A 17,397-nucleotide genomic window follows, 5' to 3' on the forward strand; every position below is an offset into this window, starting at 1 on the left:
ATTATTTCTATATCAATCTTTCTAACTAATGTTATTTTATTTTAAAAAAATTGATATATATTAAGACCTATTTATTAAAAAATTAGAGTTTTCAAAATAGTCGGTTAAATTTTTCAATTGAGGTAAAATGTTTCAATTGAGGTAACATGAAATTTTCTTTGATTCGAATCTGTATGCTGATCTTTTCAAAAGCAAAGACGGGCTTAAAATTTTTAACTGCCTGTTTTGATTCCTTCCTTAGAACGCCGGATAAATGCCTGTGAAAACGGATGCAACTAATTCTTGATCTCTTTTCTTCAAATTCAATCAGCAAGCTTTATATTCGGATACTCAATTTAAAGTTAGTTTATATGTGGCAGACTTTACTTAATAAGTTTGAAAAATACCCGGCACAGGCAAAAGTTCTTAAGTTGCTTTTTGAACGCGGGTTCCAGGTAAATGAGGAAGGCAAGGTAACTTCCGGAAGTATCGAGATTGCACATACTCAGCTTGCAAAGGAAGCAGGCGTTGACAGGCGGGTGGTTGACGCGACCACAAAGACTATTGTCTCCGACGAACTCCTCAGTACCATATTCAAAAACGTCCATTCAATCCCTTTTCTCAGAGATGTGGCACCTGCTCTCGGGCTAGGGGTAATCATCATTATTCCTGAAGATGCCGCTCATATTGGCATCCTTGCCGAAGTTGCAGGTTTGATTTCCAGGCACAATGTAAGCATACGCCAGGCAGTCTCAGATGACCCTTACCTTACGGACAACCCGAGACTCACCATCATTACAGACCACAAAGTCCCGGGAGACCTGGTTGATGAAATCCTTAACCTGCCTTCAGTAAAAGGAGTAAGCATTTACTGAGTTTTTGCTGGAAAAGAGTTAATGAAAAGTCAGGGTTCAGTAATAGCAGTTCTGCATTTTTATAAAAATGGGAATTGATTCAGTTTTTAGTGAGTGCTGGCAAGAAGAAAAAACAGGGTTAAACAGCCTCGGAAGCTATTTTTCCATCCTTTAGCTTTACCACTCTATCCGCAGTCCTTGCCATTTCAGGGTCATGAGTTGTAACAACAAAACTCACCCCCTGTTCCTGGTTTATTTTTCTCATAAGGTCAGCGATCTTTTTTCCGGTATCTGAATCAAGGTTTCCTGTCGGTTCGTCTGCCAGGATCAGCCTGGGGCTGTTTGCAAGAGCCCTTGCTATGGCGACTCTCTGCTGTTCTCCCCCGGACAGCTCGGAAGGAAGATGGTTCAGCCTGTCTCCAAGTCCGACAAGGTCGAGAAGTTCAGCTGCCTTCTTTTTTTGCAGGGAACTGGAAATTTTGCTAAAGTGCATCGGGTAGCAAATATTCTCCATAGCATTCATTGTAGAAATCAGGTTAAAAGCCTGAAATACAAAACCTATTGTCTGCCTGTGCAGGCTGACCAGGCTGGAAGAATTCCTGTAATCAACCTCGTTGCCCTCTATAAAAACCCTGCCCGAACTTGGTTTATCCAGGCATCCGACAATGTTAAGCAGGGTGGATTTTCCGGACCCTGAAGGTCCCATAAAAGAAACAAATTCCCCCTCTTCAATTTTCAGATTCACTTCTTTAAGAGCGTCCACACGCAAGCCTGAACCAAAAGTGTAATACTTTGATAAATCTCTGGTTTCAACGATAGTCATTTTCTATCACTTTCCTTATCCTTTCAGAAGAAGTCAGCTAACTATCTTTTCAGGATTTTTCAGACTCCTTGTATTCAATTACAAGTATTGCGTTTGTTAGCAGAAGGTAGTCTCCATTATCCTGAACACTGGCAAAATTCCCTGCAGGCTCCAGATAAGCTGCAACAGGCCTCTCATCCAGAGCTACCTGGACAGTTTCATCTGTCTGGTATATATTCTTCCAGCTTTTTCCCCCTCCAAACAGGATCTGTATTAGATCTCCAATGACCGGAATGCTCCTGGTTTTTTCATTAAAGAAAAGTTTGTTCCGGGCTTCTGAGCCTGAACTGTAACCCCCGGATGGAGAAACCGTGATCAAACGTGCATCTGCAACATTATCCGGGTTAATGTCCCCTTCAAAGTAAACGGTTGAAGTAGCCATTTCGGGATCTATCCCGTATTCGGCATACAGCATGTCGCAGCCTTCAGTGATCCAGTATTCGATAACCGGCAGTTCCGGATTCTCATAAACGAGCAGAAGCCCTATGCCCTGCACACAAAAGGTGCTTCCGTCTTCAGCAGTATTCACAAGCGAAAGTGAATAATTGCCCTCTCCGGAAATTTCCCCGCCAAGGTCATAAGCATGACTGCCTGAAAAGAAGTCGTACCTGGATACAAAGCCCTTTGTGTCCGTATACATCTTTCCCTGCTGAAGAGGCACTGCCCTGCCTGAATGCTCAAGAGAAGCATTAAATTTCGGATAGATGCCTGCAAGGCCCTTTTTGCTCCAGACCCAGTAAACATAAGCCTTTGCAATTTTTATGGAACTCCCGGCAGGAGGCTTGACACTAAAATTAACCCTGTAGCTTTCGTTATATTCAAGTTCTCCGCTGTACCTGCTGTCTCCCAGGGAAAAGTCAAGATCTCCCGGGTGCTCGTCATGGAGGACAGTCTGCAGAGGTCTGTCTCCTGCATATGATGCCTGAACAGGGGTGATGAGCAGCAGGAGGTTAACTAAAATCACAGCTTTTTTCAAATCCATTGTTATCCTCATCCGACTCGATTATGTTGTTATGCTCATCCACCTTCACGCTGAGAGTATGCTCACCTTTCAGGGCTTCAACCCTTATCTGGTCCTCAATAGAATTCTGGCCTGCGAGTTCCAGAATATTCAGGACAGTAACACTTTTACCATCAAGATAGAGGTTTACGTCAAAGTCCAGGGCTGAAGCTTCCCCATTATTCGTAATCTTCACCGGGACAGAGTAAGCATTTTTTTCTGCTGCGTGAGTATCCTCAACACAGCCGCTAAATACTGCTGCCATAAGTACTGCAAGTAACAGGAGAGGAAGAGTCTTTTTTCTCCGGGCTCCGAAAAGGGAAAGTAATGAAAGAAAGATCAACGAGGCTGAAGCGGTCTTTTCCTGAGCCTCGATTTTCACGGGTTCTCCGATAAATACCGAAAGATCCGGCTTTGAACTGACGCTTATATTTAATTTGCAGATATTATTTTCCTTATCTGATTCTTTTATCCTGTTTTCAGAGTCCACGGAGAGTTCAAGCACGTGGTCTCCTTTGACTGCCTGCCAGGTGAAAGCAGACCTGTATACTCCGGAAGCCTCCATCAGGACAGGAAAAGTTAAAACCTCAGTTCCGTCTGCTCTGAAGCTTACTGTAAAGTTCTTTTCGCAGATTCCTCCTGGATTGTTTATTGTAAAGAGAATTTCTGCAGGCTTTTCATCAACCAATTCTTCCTCCGAGATTTTCATTTCAGGATAAAGGTCAGGAAGGATTGAAGCAGTACTCCCGGATTTCAGGACCAGGGCTGCCAGTACCGGGTGCAGGTAGTCTTCTCCTTCCTGGATGCCGATTTCTCCGTCCCCGTCAAGGTCAAGCCCTCTTATAAAAGACACGGAATTATTGGACTGAAGATAATTGAGCACGTCAAAATGCTCTATATCAAAGTAGCTGGAAGAAAAACCTTCATCTCCACAGGCATCGAGGCTGACCTCATTGGCAATGTCGATTGCTTTCCCTCCAAAGCTATCAGACAGATATTTGGGGGGAATTCCAAGCATTTCCCCATTGAAACTCAGATAATCAGGCAGACCTTTTGAGCCGGTAAGATATACTACTGAAAGGTTTGCAGCCTTAATGCTGCTCAAAGCCTGTCCTGAGCTGAAGTACACATCTTCCCGGTCATTTACATTTGCCAGGCTTCCGCTCCAGCCCTTCCCATGGAGGTTTACATTCCCGCTCAGGACCTGGTAGGAAAGCACCGGAGCTTCTGAGTCCTCACAGGCTGCAGCAAGCACTGCCCCATAGACTCTCCCATCAAGCCTGTTTCCGGGCTCGCCGCTGCTTGTAAGAATCTCCACCGTGTTTTCCCCGTTTTTAGTAATATTGCTTACGTCATATGTTATCCAGTAAACCCCATGGCCTGCACAGTATACATTCTCGTTTTCGTCATTTATTCCGGCAAGCTGCAGATGTTCAAGCCTCTGCCCATTAAACTCGGGCTGTACCCAGCCTTCATAATTTTCCGTACCCCCCCATACTCCTATGTACAGGTGGGCCCAGCGAAGAGTGCCTTCCGGCACATCAAATTTCTGAGAGTAAGGAGGAAATGATAGCCCATGCCCTCCGTCTATGTAGATCTCTCCTCTAAATGTGCCCTGAGCATCCGGAGCAAAGGTTCTTCCCTCATATGAGTAGCTGGCCCCGGCGGGAGGGATTGAAAGCAGGAATAAGAACAGGAGGATAAAGAGCAGGTTAGTCTTAACAGGATCTATTTTCATAGCGTTCACTTTCTATCCAGAGTGAAATATCTGACTTCAGGAGAAACCTGGACTGCCTCTGGTTTTCTATTTTGATACATTTTTCATCTCTGAAGCAAGGTCCAATTAATGGACTTCATACTATCAAACAATTAACAGCAAAGTAATGGTTATTAAATATTACTATTTTTCTTTTTTGTATGAAATAATAAAAATAGCTTTCCGGGCAAGGTAAATACATTGAATATATGACGGCGCATTCTGAAGCAAACTACAGGAATTTCTGCCGGAATAAAATCCGGAAAATTGACAGTAATCCGGTTGGAACTGTGCATTAACAGATTATTCAGATCTCTTAAGAGACTGTTCCGTTGAAATATTACCTTAATTTTAAAATATGTAAACATAAATTTAAAAAAAGTAGCAATTAATGTTATATTAAATTTACAAATGCTTATTTTTTAAAAAAACTTATATTCATTTAATATATTTTCTATTTACTGATAACATTATCAAAAGGATTTCATAGATAGTTTGCAGGCGGGATGATGGAATATGCAGACTGGTACTACAGAGCAGAACAAACACAGATGGATGAATTATGGAATAGAGAGAGACCTTAAAAGATATCCAGGGCATGAAGCAAAAAACGGGCACAGCAGCAGAAAGGAAAAAAACTGCAGGATCAGAAATATACTCTGTCTGGCGGCAGGGCTGTGCTGCCTGATAGCAGGGTTATGCTGCTTTCTGGTTTCACCTGCCCATGCTCAAACCCCTGAAAATAACGGCTATGTGGCAGATAAGCCTCTTGAACTTTACAGCCATGATGCGATTCAGGGAGACCTCTACTATACTGTGGGAAACAGTTATTACAGTGGGAAGGCCTACCCCGGAGAGGTATATTCCGTGAGCCACAATGTCAACCTGCCTGAAGGTGCGAGTGTAAAATTTGCAAGGCTCTACGTCTACTGGACCTGGAGTGCCGAAGGGGTTGAGGGGAGGTATCCTGAGATGAAACTCAGCTTTAACGGAGAAGAGCTTGAACCTGAAAAAGAGTACAGCGACAGGAAAGGCTGGGGAATTTATAATTACCCCACAGGCACCTGGGCTTATGACGTGAGTGCTTATGTTACCGGTTCGGGAACCTTCAGCACAGATATTGAAAATACAGGTCCAGATGCCTCTTATGTCTGTTTTGACGGTGCAGGTTTGCTTGTAGTATATGCGGATCCGAATGGGAAATATATCGAATACTGGGTCAGTGAAGGAGCTGATGAACTCAATTCCCAGGTGGACGAAAACGGGAACCCTCTTTATTATGCTACTCCTGACCAGACTATATGTGAACTGCTCAGACCTGCTCTGCAGCTTCCTGTCCTCAGCGCGACTCTCTGGACCATTACTCAGTCCGGAAACTGGGAGAATAATACACTTCTGGTTAATGAGGAAAAGTTTCAAGGCATTACAGATGGAAAACCCTATCCAGATCTGGATATTGATATAAGGGAAATTAAGGACTACCTGAATTCCGGAGAAAATTCCATTCTTTTCCAGGCAGTGGGTGATTATGCGGTGCCTTCAGGAACTTTTCTTGTAGTTGAAAGAAATTCCCTTCCAGAAGAAGTGCAGACTACTTCAGGGGCGACTTTAGAGAATACCGGAGAAACAGACAATTTGAAAGACCTCGAAGAAACTTCCGGTGTCGAAACAGAGAAAGCCCCTGGATATGGATTAGTTTCTGCTCTTATCATCCTTTCAGCAGGAGGAAAACTGGCTTCAGGACGCAGGAAATATAAAACCCGAAAATAAAGAAACTTCATTTCTGGAGTTTCTTTTTTGATAGGTTCTCTCTCAAACCGGAACTGTCCCTCCAAAACCCGAATAGCTCAGATAGAGCCCGCCTGCCGTAAAAAGGATTGTGTATGCCAGGAAAAGATAATCATTACTTTTCAGCCTTAGTTCGTTTAAGCAGGTCCTGTGCCTGCTAGCCCTAAAACCCCGGGTATCGGCAGCTACGGCGAGTTTTCTTCCTGCCCTGAGTATATTGACCACAAGCGGGACAAGGATATATTTAAGGGCTTTTGTTTTGGTGCGGACCCCGCCTTTTAACTCAAGACCTCTTGCCTGCATGGCATTTAGAATTATCCCGCTTTCTTCAAGCATGGTGGGGGCAAAACTAACTGCTGAAGACAGCATGAATGCAATTTCGTAAGGAAGACCTATCCTGTAACTTTTTCCTCCTATTCTTATTTCTAAAAAATTGACAAGCCCGGAGATAAGCTTCGAAGGGTGGCTTGTGGCAAGCAGCAGCATTGCAGCGCTCAGAGATGTCATAAAACGGAAAGACTGGTACAGTCCGTACACAGCCCCGTCCGCATAGAAATAGACTCCTCCTGTAAGGGAGCCCAGTACAGGGAAGGAAGAAGGAATGAGGGTAAACAGCGGGTCCTTTGCCCAGTAATAGAAGAGAGCCTGTGAGAAAATAAAACCCATCCCTATACTCCCGAAGACCAGAAGCATTGCTTTTATTCTGCTTTTTGAAGGTTTCAGGATGAACCAGAAAGGCAGGGTAGAGAGAAAGAGGCAAACCAGCAAATAAGGAGTACCGAGTACCACACTCAGTACAGATATCCCAAAGAGCCAGAGCAATTTTACCCGCGGGTCCAGCCTGTGAAGCAGGCTGTCTTTTTGTTCATAGCGGAAAAGCCATTTCAACTAACACTTCCTCCTTCAATGTCATTTCATACAAATGAGAATAATAATCCTACTATTTCTTACTTTTCATAAATGCTTTAAGCTTTAAGGTTGTGAAAAATGACAGATATTATGGATCCTGCAAAAGACCCTGCTCCGCATGTCAGGCTTGAAAAACTCACATTCAGCTACCCATATTCGGATTCTTCTGCCCTGTGTGATGTGAATCTTGAACTCAAAAAAGGGGAATTCGTGCTTCTGGCAGGCCCCAGCGGCTGTGGGAAAAGCACTCTTGTGCGCTGTCTTAACAGGCTGGTGCCCGAAATTTCTGGGGGCAGCCTTTCCGGGCGCGTTCTTATCCGGGGAAAAGATCTCAAGAACGAAAAAGTCCACAGGCTGGCTCTTGAGGTGGGCATGGTGTTTCAGAACCCTGAAACCCAGCTGTTCTCTCTTACAGTGGATGAAGACCTTGCCTTCGGGCCGGAAAACCTCGGATTATCCAGGCAAGAAGTCAGGGCAAGAGTTGAAAAAGCGCTCAAAGATGTCGGTCTTGAAAGGTTGAGGAACCATTTTATCTTCACACTTTCAGGGGGGGAAAAACAGAGGACTGCGATTGGAGGAAACCTGGCAATGCAGCCCGAGATTCTTGTCCTTGACGAGCCGACCTCGGACCTTGACCCTGCAGGCACCCTGGAGGTGCTTGAACTGCTCAGGCGGTTGAATTCTGAAAAAAAGACTACCATCATCCTGATAGAACACAAACTGGACGCCGTTTTTGAAACGGCAGACCGTATTCTTGTAATGGACGAAGGAAAAATCATTCTTGATGGAAAAACTTTTGAAATCCTTTGCTGCGAAGAAGAAAAACTCAGAAATATAGGCATTCATCCTCCTCAGTTTACCGAGATTGCCGGTTTCCTGGGGCTTGCCTCTGAGTTTTCCGATATTCCTGCCTATGAAACTCTCCTGAAACGCCTTGCTGAACCTCTGAAGGCGCATGCAGATGAATATAAGCAGAAACAGGAGGAAGCTGAATCTGAAATCCTATCTTCTCTGCAGGATTCCAGGGAAAAACTTTCCCATGTCCGTGTCGAAGATCTATGCTACAGGTATGAAGACGGTTCGGAAGTCTTTGAAAACCTGAACCTTGAAATCAAACACGGAGAGTTTCTTGCCCTTCTGGGACATAATGGGGCTGGAAAGACAACCCTGGCAGGTCACTTGATAGGTTTTTACAGGCCCGCCTCCGGAAGAGTTTTTCTCAATGGAAAAGATATAAGCAGGTATTCTACAGCACAGCTCTCACAGCAGGTTGGATACCTTTTCCAGAATCCTGATTCACAGATTTTTACGGACAGCGTATTCGAAGAAGTCCGTTTCGGGCTCAAGAACCTTGGAGTGCCTGATGAAGAAATTAAAAGGAAGGTAAATTCTGCCCTTGAAATGATGGAACTTTCAGCTTACAGAAACAGACACCCGCATGCCCTCTCAAGAGGACAGCGCCAGCGCCTGGCAGTAGCCTCCATTCTTGCCCTTGAACCGGACCTGCTGGTCCTGGACGAACCCACTACAGGGCAGGACAGGGGGCATATCCGCAAATTCCTGGATAAGATCCGGGAGCTTAACAGGCTCGGAAAAACAGTGATTTTAATAACCCATGACATGGAGCTTGCAGCGGAATATGCGGAAAGGGCTGTTGTGATGAAGAAGGGAAAAATCCTGCTGGACGGCCCGACAGCAGAGGTATTTTCGAGCCCTGAAATGAGCGCAGCCGGGCTTATTCCTCCTCTTCCTTTAAGGCTTGCCCTGGATCTCAGAAAGCAGGGAATTGAAATCCCTCCGTTACTCACAGTTTCCGAATTGAAAAGCTTCATCAGGATCCGCTGTCCTGAGCTTGCCTCCTGCAGAGAAATTGTATGAGGCGAAATAAGGAATAGAAAGAACTGCAGAACAAAAAGTTTGAAGGAATCTTAAAGCCTTGCCCCGCTCATTTTTACTGCCGTATCGTAACCCAGTACCCCTCCTATAAGCCCTCCTGCACATGCAAGCACGAGCTGGAGCCCTATATACCAGGGCGCATAGGAGATTTTCCACTCAACAGGCGCATAAAGCAGGTAAAATACAAAGGTTGAAACCATTCCTCTTGATACTCCGTAGGTTATGGCGGTCAGGCGTCTGTCTGCATAATCCATCCTGAACAGGATGACCAGGAGATCAACAACAACCCCTTCGGCAAGATAAAAGCCAAGCCACATAATATGAGAGCCCCAGACAACCATGCTGATGAGCAGGACACATGTAAAGAGCAGGGTTGCAGTTCCAGGCTTTCGGACCAGCTGCAGGGCAACTATCATCAGGACAACCGTGGGGACTGCAATAATCAGCCCGTCAAACCAGCCCAGGTTGATCAGCTTGCTCACATACCTGAACACCACTGCAATAACTGCAGCGAGGAGTGCTATAGTTATCAAATCAACAGTTGTAAACAGGTCAAGGACACCGGAACGTTTTACCGCAACCAGTATGCCGATAAAAAGAAGGAGGCTTGCCAGGATCGTGAAATAAGTAAGCCATGAGGGCGGCGGTACGATGCTGACCTTATAGCCGCTTTGATCCTCACCTCCGGCATAGGCGGTGTGAACCGTGAAATAAACCTGTTTTTTGAACTCGACAGAGGCTGGAGGTTTTATGTCCAGGAAAACACTTGCACTCTGTCCCGGGTCCAGGTTCCCTATTTCAGCCGTAATTTTCTGTCCCTCTTCTGTTATGGGATACGGCTGGGGAGATACGGCAGCTTCCAGTTGTTCCGGTACTTCGATGAGCACGGTTATGTTATACAGGGTCTCAGTTCCCGGATTCTCAAGATTTAACCGTGCTCTTTCCCAGGAGCTTCCAGCTACAAGAGTATCAGGAGCCTGGTTTTTGTCAAGGGGAATTTCCAGGCTGCACTTGAGGGAAGAGGAACCGGAAGCTTCTCCTGCTGCAAGAACTCCCTGGGCAAAGGAAGCAGTCAGGATAAGCATAAGCATTACCTGAAGAATCCATTCATATTTCATGTTTTACCTCATCTTCATCTATTTCTTTTGAGTTCAGGTCAGAGGAATCTTTATTTCAAATCTATCTCTTCCTGAACCTCAGAAAAACCGCAATGCAGGCAAGGAGACAGACAATAATTACCGAGTAAGGAACTTCTCCTCCTGTTGCAGTTTTTTGTTCATGAATTTTGAGAAATTCGCTGTCTGTCTCTGATTCGGAAACAAGGACTGCAACGCAGGGATGGACATAACCTTCTTCACCTCGCTCAAAGAGGAGGGTGCTTTCCGTACTTTTCGGGAAGACCGAAACCGAGTAGAGGTCAAAGTATTTTCCCTGGGAGGATTTCCCCACATCGCTTCCGATGTTTTCTGAATCGAAATAGAGCTCATCCTTTTCTCCTTCGGTTCCTGCCACAAGCAGGGTATGGAGGCTTGCATTTTTCCCTGGGGATGTGCCTTTAAAGGTGCTTTCCACTCTGTCTTTTTTATTTGTATATGTAAGGGCATAATTGCCTTCGTTGATCCAGAACCTTACCGGAGACATAGAGCTGTTTTTTGAAACCACAGCAAGCGTAATGCCGTAGGGTCCTCCTCCCGGGTTTTCAGATAGGACCGAAACTTCGTTTAACCCTGCATGAAGGAAAGTGCTGGCATTAAAGCAGTAAAGGGCTGTCCCCCAGGCAGAAACGTAATCAGGTTCCTGTCTCACCGAATGTTTCTGACCATTGACCACCAGGTAGATATTGTCCCCGCTGTCATAGTTCCAGACAGGCACATAAAGCCTGGCATACTTTACCTCTCCGGGAGGGAGCTCAAAATACTGGATATAAGGGTTCTCTCCGGTATACCCGTGCCCTCCATCAATGTATACCTCTCCCCTTACAACTCCTTCTACTATTGTATACGGGGGGATTCCATCTCCCTGCCATCCTCCGTTTCCCGAAAAGACGAAAAACAGGAACATCAGGGCAGCTCCGATAAGTGCTGCTATCAGGATCTTTTTTCCTGTATTCAAGGCAGCTCATCTCCTGAAATTATACCTTCTCCGTTCTTCTGCAACTGACCACTCCTTTTAAAGTTGCCTCAAAGCACTTACAGGGTCCAGTTTTGAGGCTCTCCAGGCAGGATAAAGCCCTGAAGCTATGGATACAAATAAGGAGATAAGAACCCCTGCTGCGAGAATTTCAAAGTTTAATGCGGTCAGATGCTCTATGTTTCCGATTTCAAGCCTTGAAATCAGGAGAGCTCTCCCTACTCTGTCTATAAAAGTTGAGAAGAGAATCCCAAGAATGTCTCCTAAAACTCCTCCGAGTGCACCAATAAACAGGCATTCGGCTAAAAACATCCGCAGGATATCATACTCTGAAGCCCCTATTGCTTTTGAAATCCCGATTTCCCGGGTCCTTTCATAGACCGAGACCACCATTGTGTTGACAACCATCAGCCCGCCAACAAGCAGGGAGATGCTTGAGAAAAAAGAAAGGACAAGAGTCACTCCGTTCATGATCCGGTTAACCGAGTCAATTTCGTCCTGGGCACTTGAAGAGGAGAGTCCCAGTTTATCTATCTGTTCCCTTGTTTCGTGAACGAGGGAAGAACTTTCCACCTTTATCAGTACCCCGTCATAATACTCTTTTTTGCTGAGCCCTTTTGCATATTCAAGCTTCATGAAGGCTCCTGAATCCAGTTCATTTCCGGCAGGTTTCAGGTATCCCACAGGAGTAAAGCTGATTTCCCTGTCAAGAGGCCTTCCGTCTTCTCCATAAAGGCGCAGTCTGGCTGTTACCGGGGTTCCTATCCTGACCCCGTCTATTTTTTCCAGTTTTTCCCGGAGGTCGCTTCCAAGTACAATCTGGTTCTCTTCGCTGCCAAACCAGCTCCCTTCTGCAAGCTCAAGCCCATTTGCAGTCCTGTAATCTTCCTGTACCCCGAATATTTCAAAATAAGTGCCAGAAGGGCTTACATAGGCATCTTTTACATAAGGGCAGACGACTTCCCAGTATTCATTCATTTCCTCTACTTTTGAGTCGCTTATAAGGACAAGTCCGTTTTCCCTGAAACCCGGAGAGACATCTATCAAGGTCAGATCCCGCGACTTCTGGATCTCTTCTATTGCATTGATGCGGAGCCCTTCTCCTAATGAGACAACGGTTATTACTGTTGCCACCCCTATCGCGATTCCCAGGAGAATTAGCAGTGTTCTGAGCTTCTTAAGGCGCAGCTGTCTTATTGCCATTGCGAACTCTTCAATCAAACTGTTCACCAATCCTTTTTCCAGTTCCTGCAATAGGAGCAGGGGCCATATCACGCATATTAATTACATAAATACAAAAGATGAGAGAAATAAATCAGAAAATTACACTATTTAATGCTACTATATTTAAATTAATTAACATAAATTCTGAATATATAACTTTTTTGATTTTTAGCGATACTTTTTGAAGTATATCACTGCTCCGGACACGAGTGCAGAAAGTAATACCCCGTATATTCGAAAAAATGGAAAAATTATTAATACAAAATTAATTCGATGAGTATAATTAGTTTGACTATATATGTTTTACACGTATGCAGATTGGAATTGTGATTCATAACCTCCAGCTTATGGATTCCCCTCAGACCGTAAAAAACATTCTTACGCTTCTCTCCAGGGAAAATTGCATAAATGCCTGTCTTTGCGGTACTCTGGGAAAAGTTGCGGCAATTGATGCCGGCCTTGAGAACATGATCGAACTTGATCAGGTCCTTAAACCCAGTGCCTGTATCGAGTCTCTTTTCAGGTCAAATGACCTTGTATGCCTTCTGAACCACGGGCGTGAGCTCGAAACAGGCCGTACTTTCGGAAGGATCGTGGTCTCACATATAAAGAATCCTGAGGAAAAGCCCCTTATCCAGATAGAAAGGCCGGGCTGTCTTGACGGTGAGCTTATTCCGTGGAATGGGGCTGCTGATCCTTATGTTAAAAAGCTTTCAGGTCTTCTTAAACTGAAAATTTCCCAGCCTCCGCTTCCGGTCAATTCCATAGAAGTTAGCAAGCAGGGGAGGCAGGTCCTGAGACGAATCTCAACTTTTCCGGGGGCGAATATAATGGTTGAAGGGATTGTGGTTGGAAAAGCTACTTCTTCTGAAGTCGCTCTCATGTCCGAAGATGGTTTTCTGACTTCTATGGAGGGAGGAATCATAAAAAAGCAGGGTATTGAGATCCTTCACAAGTATGAGGAAAGAGTGCCTGTAGATCTTTCCACTGCATGGGTAAAAACAGCAAGTTCCCGAAGGAATCCTGGAGTCTTTGAAAATCAGCTGGAAAATAAAAATAAGGGGATAACAAAAAGTATCTCTTTAAAAAAGAGTTTTTTACCTGAGAACGTAGCTGATAATAGAACCAGGGTTATTCTTATAGACCACTGCGCTGAGCGTTCACTTGAGATGCTGGAAGGGGCAGACTTTGCCATCACTGTTGGGGATGACACTACAGAGATTGCGGGAAGTATTTTATCCAGGTTTGGAATTCCGGTTCTTGGGGTTACGGATGGGGATTGTGATGAACTTGCGACAGCAGTGAAATATGCCTCGGGTTCTCTGGTTCTGCATTTAAAAACCGGGAAGGATGATGAGTTAGGAAAAAACATTCGGGAGAATTTCTTTTCTGGAGGAAACTCCGCGTTTTTTAAGAATATTGAAGATATGAAACTGAAAATCATAACCCTTGCAGAAAATTTTCTGGAAAGCATTTCGGAATACTGAATCTACCGGCTAAAACTCAAAGAGAAAGTTTTCTGGTCTGCAGAGATATAAGATCTGGCTACTGAGCCTGAAGCGTAAAGGCCCGAAATATTTTTTAATATTCTGGTAAGTGAGATCTTCAAAACAATTAACAAAAATAACAATAAATAATATTAAATAAATAATATCTGTTAATAAATCCTACAAAAACAAATATTTTTAATATAAGGATCTCAAAGTCTTACTACTAAAAATCGCAGGATTGAAAGATATGTTGCAGAGTACCGGAAATCCGGTTAAGATGTAGAATCCGCATGAAAGCAAAAAAGTTTCGAATTGCAGTTATACAAGGTTTCTCTGAATGACCCTTTAATGACAGCTGCCTCATGAGTTTTACAGCCCCTGGAGTTATAGATCTATACTCCGGGCTGTACTGTCTTAAGAAGTCAACTCTTGCCCCAAATATGGAAAAAGATATCAGGGAAACAGAGTTAAAAAAATGTGATACCTTAATTCTGCATCTTCCATTATTCTGGCTCTTTTTATCAGGGAGATTGATCTTCAGGATAAGCACGTTGTGCAAACATCATGAATAAAATATTCATAAGTTATGGATCAGGAAATTGAGGTTTGCGAATGAAAGCAAAAATTGTGTTATTTATCCTTACTATTATGATCTTGGTGCAGGCGGCTGCGGCTTCTGATATAGGTGTTGGAGTAAGCCCAGGGAACTTAAGTTACAGGCTCGCTCCTGGAACTTCAGCAGAACAGTCAATATATGTAATAAATACAGGAAATGAAACTGCAACGTATAATGTTTTCTTAGACGACAATGCTTATGATAGCTGGTTTACATTTTCTATCTCTTCTTTTGAACTGAGAGCAGGAGAAAATAGAGAAGTCAAGGTAAAGCTCTATGTTCCGGCTTCGACTGAAGGGAATGTTGACTGCAAAATAAAAGTTCCATGCACCGTGCCCGGAGGAGATATTGGGACAGGGGTTATAATTCCTGTCCATATCGAGGTTTCCACCTCTGAAGGAAGTTCTTCCGGGATCAGCTCTTCAGGCGGCAGTTCTTCTGCAGGAGGAGTTTCTCCTGAACCTGCCAGTAACATAGAATCAAAAGAGCTTTCGCAGCAGTATGTCACAAATGGAAGCCGGGCAGAGTTTGATTTTACACAGAATGCAACCTGTGTGACATATGTGATGTTTGACGCCAGAAAAAGCATGGGTAAGGTCACAACAGTTGTTGAGATGCTGAAAGAAAAATCTCAGCTTACCCCTGATATTCCTGAAGGTGAAATTTACAGCTACCTGAACATATGGGCTGGAAACGATGGCGCTGCAGCTACAGAAAATATCGAAAATGCCGTAATCGGCTTCAAGGTGAACAAAACCTGGGTAAGTGAAAACAGGATTGATATCGATTCGATCACTCTGGGTTGCTACGAAGGAGATAGATGGAACTCATTACATACGAAAAAAACTGCCGAGGATGGAGAGTATATATATCTGGAAGCTGAAACCCTGTGTTTTTCTTACTTTGTTATAACAGGTGAGAACACAGACGAAGCCGGGGGGAAACTGGACATGACCCCAATCACAAGAGTTAGTGGTAAATTTAAAGAAACTGCTGAAAGCCTGGAGACAACCGCAGTTAAGAATTTTGAAGAAAAGAGTCCGGAAGTTCTGGCAAAAATTGAAGGATATGAAGAAACAGTTCGAGAATTTTGTCTTAAGTGGATTCACTTTGTGATGGATAAAGACTGGTACTCTTATGCTTATAATAAGATAATGTAAATTTGCTCCTGAATAACTCTGGAGTCCGCATGCACATGAAAACGAAACTTCAGATTAACAGAACAAATGCGGGTAAAAAACCTTTGATGATAAAGCTTAACCCGGGTGGCAGAGAGTTCTAATCTGATCCAGATCAACCTCAACTGATGCACATCTGGATATTAGCTTAAAGCTAAGGTCTCTTATCCGAATAATCGGTCATAAATAATAAAAATGTGTTTTCATTTATGGTGCTTCCGCCAACCTGAATTTTCCACAAATGGGTGTCTCCAATTATCTCTTTTTCAGGCGGAAGCAGGACTCCTTAATTAGCAATCCAAAAAACGCACATGATATTCTTCGAATAACATGCCCAAAGAATGAAAGCATCTGGAAGTACTTTCATGCCAGGGGTCTGGTTTTTCCAGTAAGCGTTAAGTGCTCCTGCCAGGTGAAAAGAACTCTGTATGATCAAGGTGTCAGAAGGGTGGCAGGAGCAAAAACAATAACAAAAACAAAAGTTAACTATTTAATTTCAATGATCGGGCTAATGATTATTAGCTTTTGAGCCAGCTTCTTACTGCTTCTCATATGCCGAATAAGTTAAATTCAGGCTTTTTGTTCTTCTTTCACGATCTTGCACAGACACCTGATCGTCCGATCTGCGCTCTTATGCAGAATGGCTGTTCCTCCTGCTTCTTCCCATTCGCGTATATTATTTGAATTATCATCTATCAGGATTCTGGAGCTTCCTGACTGAAGGGCTTTTTCCGGGCGGAAACAGAGAATTGCGTCATTTGCATATGGGTCCCCAAGTTCTTTTTTCAACCACTCTATTTTCCCTTTTCTGGCATTGGCCATAGCTATTTTTCTGTCCGGGCTCGGAAGCGCAGAAAGAATTGTAGGGTATAAGCCGGAACTTTTCAGGAAGCCGTGAAGTTCCTTCCCTCCGGTCATCCAGGGCATTTCTGACCAGAAGCCGGGTCCAGCAGCAGTAATATGTTTCCAGAATCGCTCTCTGTCTGCGGCGTACCAGATCATCATATGTTCACTTAATTTCTCGCACGCGCCTGTGAAATCCGTAAGTACTCCATCCATATCCAGAAAAACTTTCAAATCCGAATCCTGTCCTGAAGCAGGTGAGGCAGAAGGGCTGGATGGAAAAGATCTGTGGAGACTTAAGGAGTTATCCTGAATCTTAGTGCTCTGAACAGGATTATCCTGATGGAAATTATTTTTAACAGGGCTGCTCTTGACTGGATTTTTGTGATCATAGTTACCTGAGATCGAGTTAATCTTTATAGAACTTTTATCTGTAAACCTGCGCTGATCAACATAAATGGACATGAAACCCGTTCCTTGCCTTATGCGGCGGCAAATAGTTCTGGTTTATTATATGATACATAATTAAAATATTTACTCTTTCTAAATAATATAATTAACTGATGCAATACAAGAAAATATCTATTGCCTCAAAATAAGATTTAAAAGAAAAAGATGCAGGGGATGGAAAAAGAAAAACTAAAAATAAATAAAGAGATATCCGGGTTAGAATTCAGTCTTCTCTGACAATAACCGAGTTTTAGCAATTTTATCATGAATTCCCTGCTTTTTATTATCGAAAAGGATTGGCAAAAATCCTGCAAAAAAAGGCAGAGACTCCAGAATTCTTCCCACAAAACGCTTCGTTGCACGAGAGACAGAAATTCGGTTTCCGTTGAGGTCAGTTATGGCGATATTCATTGCATTCTGCT

Annotated in this window: 14 protein-coding genes; 5 read left to right on the forward strand and 9 right to left on the reverse strand. The window is 43.7% G+C overall.

Annotated features, from left to right (window positions below):
* Nucleotides 1-350: 350 nt before the first annotated feature.
* Nucleotides 351-854, forward strand: coding sequence for a TrpY family transcription regulator (gene trpY / locus PLL47_RS12460; RefSeq protein ID WP_324446549.1), 504 nt, complete (start codon nt 351-353; stop codon nt 852-854).
* A gap of 118 nt (nt 855-972) precedes the next feature.
* Here trpY and PLL47_RS12465 read toward each other — a convergent pair whose 3' ends face one another.
* From PLL47_RS12465 to PLL47_RS12475, 3 genes are read right to left on the reverse strand one after another with little or no spacing between them, the layout of a single operon-like run.
* Nucleotides 973-1,656, reverse strand: coding sequence for an ABC transporter ATP-binding protein (locus PLL47_RS12465; protein ID WP_324446551.1), 684 nt, complete (start codon nt 1,654-1,656; stop codon nt 973-975).
* A 49-nt stretch (nt 1,657-1,705) separates the two neighbouring features.
* Complete coding sequence (locus PLL47_RS12470; protein ID WP_324446553.1) at nt 1,706-2,677, reverse strand: DUF3344 domain-containing protein; 972 nt, start codon at nt 2,675-2,677, stop codon at nt 1,706-1,708.
* The gene (locus PLL47_RS12475; protein WP_324446555.1) at nt 2,646-4,433 is read right to left on the reverse strand and encodes a CARDB domain-containing protein; all 1,788 of its coding nucleotides are present in this window, start codon (nt 4,431-4,433) and stop codon (nt 2,646-2,648) included. Before PLL47_RS12475 ends, PLL47_RS12470 begins: the two co-directional genes overlap by 32 nt.
* 534 nt (nt 4,434-4,967) lie before the next feature.
* Between PLL47_RS12475 and PLL47_RS12480 the strand changes: the two genes are divergently transcribed.
* Nucleotides 4,968-6,221, forward strand: a complete 1,254-nt coding sequence (locus tag PLL47_RS12480) for a DUF3344 domain-containing protein (protein ID WP_324446557.1) — start codon at nt 4,968-4,970, stop codon at nt 6,219-6,221.
* Between the two features lie 42 nt (nt 6,222-6,263).
* Here PLL47_RS12480 and PLL47_RS12485 read toward each other — a convergent pair whose 3' ends face one another.
* Nucleotides 6,264-7,127, reverse strand: coding sequence for an energy-coupling factor transporter transmembrane component T family protein (locus tag PLL47_RS12485; protein ID WP_324446559.1), 864 nt, complete (start codon nt 7,125-7,127; stop codon nt 6,264-6,266).
* Nucleotides 7,128-7,226: 99 nt separating this feature from the next.
* Here PLL47_RS12485 and PLL47_RS12490 point away from each other — a divergent pair, with 99 nt between their 5' ends.
* The gene (locus tag PLL47_RS12490; RefSeq protein WP_324446561.1) at nt 7,227-9,026 is read left to right on the forward strand and encodes an ABC transporter ATP-binding protein; all 1,800 of its coding nucleotides are present in this window, start codon (nt 7,227-7,229) and stop codon (nt 9,024-9,026) included.
* Between the two features lie 50 nt (nt 9,027-9,076).
* Here the strand turns inward: PLL47_RS12490 and PLL47_RS12495 are convergent, their stop codons facing one another.
* From PLL47_RS12495 to PLL47_RS12505, 3 genes are all read right to left on the reverse strand, one after another.
* On the reverse strand, nt 9,077-10,162 hold the full coding sequence (locus PLL47_RS12495; protein ID WP_324446563.1) for a hypothetical protein: 1,086 nt from the start codon (nt 10,160-10,162) through the stop codon (nt 9,077-9,079).
* 61 nt (nt 10,163-10,223) lie between these two features.
* A complete protein-coding gene (locus PLL47_RS12500; RefSeq protein WP_324446565.1) occupies nt 10,224-11,156 on the reverse strand; it encodes a DUF3344 domain-containing protein in 933 nt (310 codons plus the stop codon).
* 57 nt (nt 11,157-11,213) lie between these two features.
* Complete coding sequence (locus tag PLL47_RS12505) at nt 11,214-12,377, reverse strand: ABC transporter permease (RefSeq protein WP_324446567.1); 1,164 nt, start codon at nt 12,375-12,377, stop codon at nt 11,214-11,216.
* Between the two features lie 332 nt (nt 12,378-12,709).
* Here PLL47_RS12505 and PLL47_RS12510 point away from each other — a divergent pair, with 332 nt between their 5' ends.
* Nucleotides 12,710-13,885, forward strand: coding sequence for a DUF2117 family protein (locus PLL47_RS12510; RefSeq protein WP_324446569.1), 1,176 nt, complete (start codon nt 12,710-12,712; stop codon nt 13,883-13,885).
* A 615-nt stretch (nt 13,886-14,500) separates the two neighbouring features.
* Nucleotides 14,501-15,664, forward strand: coding sequence for a PGF-pre-PGF domain-containing protein (locus tag PLL47_RS12515; protein WP_324446571.1), 1,164 nt, complete (start codon nt 14,501-14,503; stop codon nt 15,662-15,664).
* 588 nt (nt 15,665-16,252) lie between these two features.
* On the opposite strand, the gene PLL47_RS12520 is transcribed toward PLL47_RS12515, so the two are convergent.
* Nucleotides 16,253-16,990, reverse strand: a complete 738-nt coding sequence (locus PLL47_RS12520) for an HAD family hydrolase (RefSeq protein WP_324446572.1) — start codon at nt 16,988-16,990, stop codon at nt 16,253-16,255.
* A gap of 201 nt (nt 16,991-17,191) precedes the next feature.
* Nucleotides 17,192-17,397 (reverse strand): RDD family protein (locus PLL47_RS12525; protein WP_324446574.1); only part of this gene is annotated, 206 nt, incomplete at its 5' end.

Origin of the sequence: Methanosarcina sp., assembly GCF_035390745.1 — an archaeon.
Classification (GTDB): domain Archaea; phylum Halobacteriota; class Methanosarcinia; order Methanosarcinales; family Methanosarcinaceae; genus Methanosarcina.

Bases quoted from the DNA above. Each gene is read 5' to 3' on its own strand.
- trpY (WP_324446549.1), top strand. From the start codon at position 351: ATGTGGCAGACTTTACTTAATAAGTTTGAAAAATACCCGGCACAGGCA.
- PLL47_RS12465 (WP_324446551.1), bottom strand. From the start codon at position 1,656: ATGACTATCGTTGAAACCAGAGATTTATCAAAGTATTACACTTTTGGT.
- PLL47_RS12470 (WP_324446553.1), bottom strand. From the start codon at position 2,677: ATGGATTTGAAAAAAGCTGTGATTTTAGTTAACCTCCTGCTGCTCATC.
- PLL47_RS12475 (WP_324446555.1), bottom strand. From the start codon at position 4,433: ATGAAAATAGATCCTGTTAAGACTAACCTGCTCTTTATCCTCCTGTTC.
- PLL47_RS12480 (WP_324446557.1), top strand. From the start codon at position 4,968: ATGCAGACTGGTACTACAGAGCAGAACAAACACAGATGGATGAATTAT.
- PLL47_RS12490 (WP_324446561.1), top strand. From the start codon at position 7,227: ATGACAGATATTATGGATCCTGCAAAAGACCCTGCTCCGCATGTCAGG.
- PLL47_RS12495 (WP_324446563.1), bottom strand. From the start codon at position 10,162: ATGAAATATGAATGGATTCTTCAGGTAATGCTTATGCTTATCCTGACT.
- PLL47_RS12505 (WP_324446567.1), bottom strand. From the start codon at position 12,377: ATGGCAATAAGACAGCTGCGCCTTAAGAAGCTCAGAACACTGCTAATT.
- PLL47_RS12510 (WP_324446569.1), top strand. From the start codon at position 12,710: ATGCAGATTGGAATTGTGATTCATAACCTCCAGCTTATGGATTCCCCT.
- PLL47_RS12515 (WP_324446571.1), top strand. From the start codon at position 14,501: ATGAAAGCAAAAATTGTGTTATTTATCCTTACTATTATGATCTTGGTG.
- PLL47_RS12520 (WP_324446572.1), bottom strand. From the start codon at position 16,990: ATGTCCATTTATGTTGATCAGCGCAGGTTTACAGATAAAAGTTCTATA.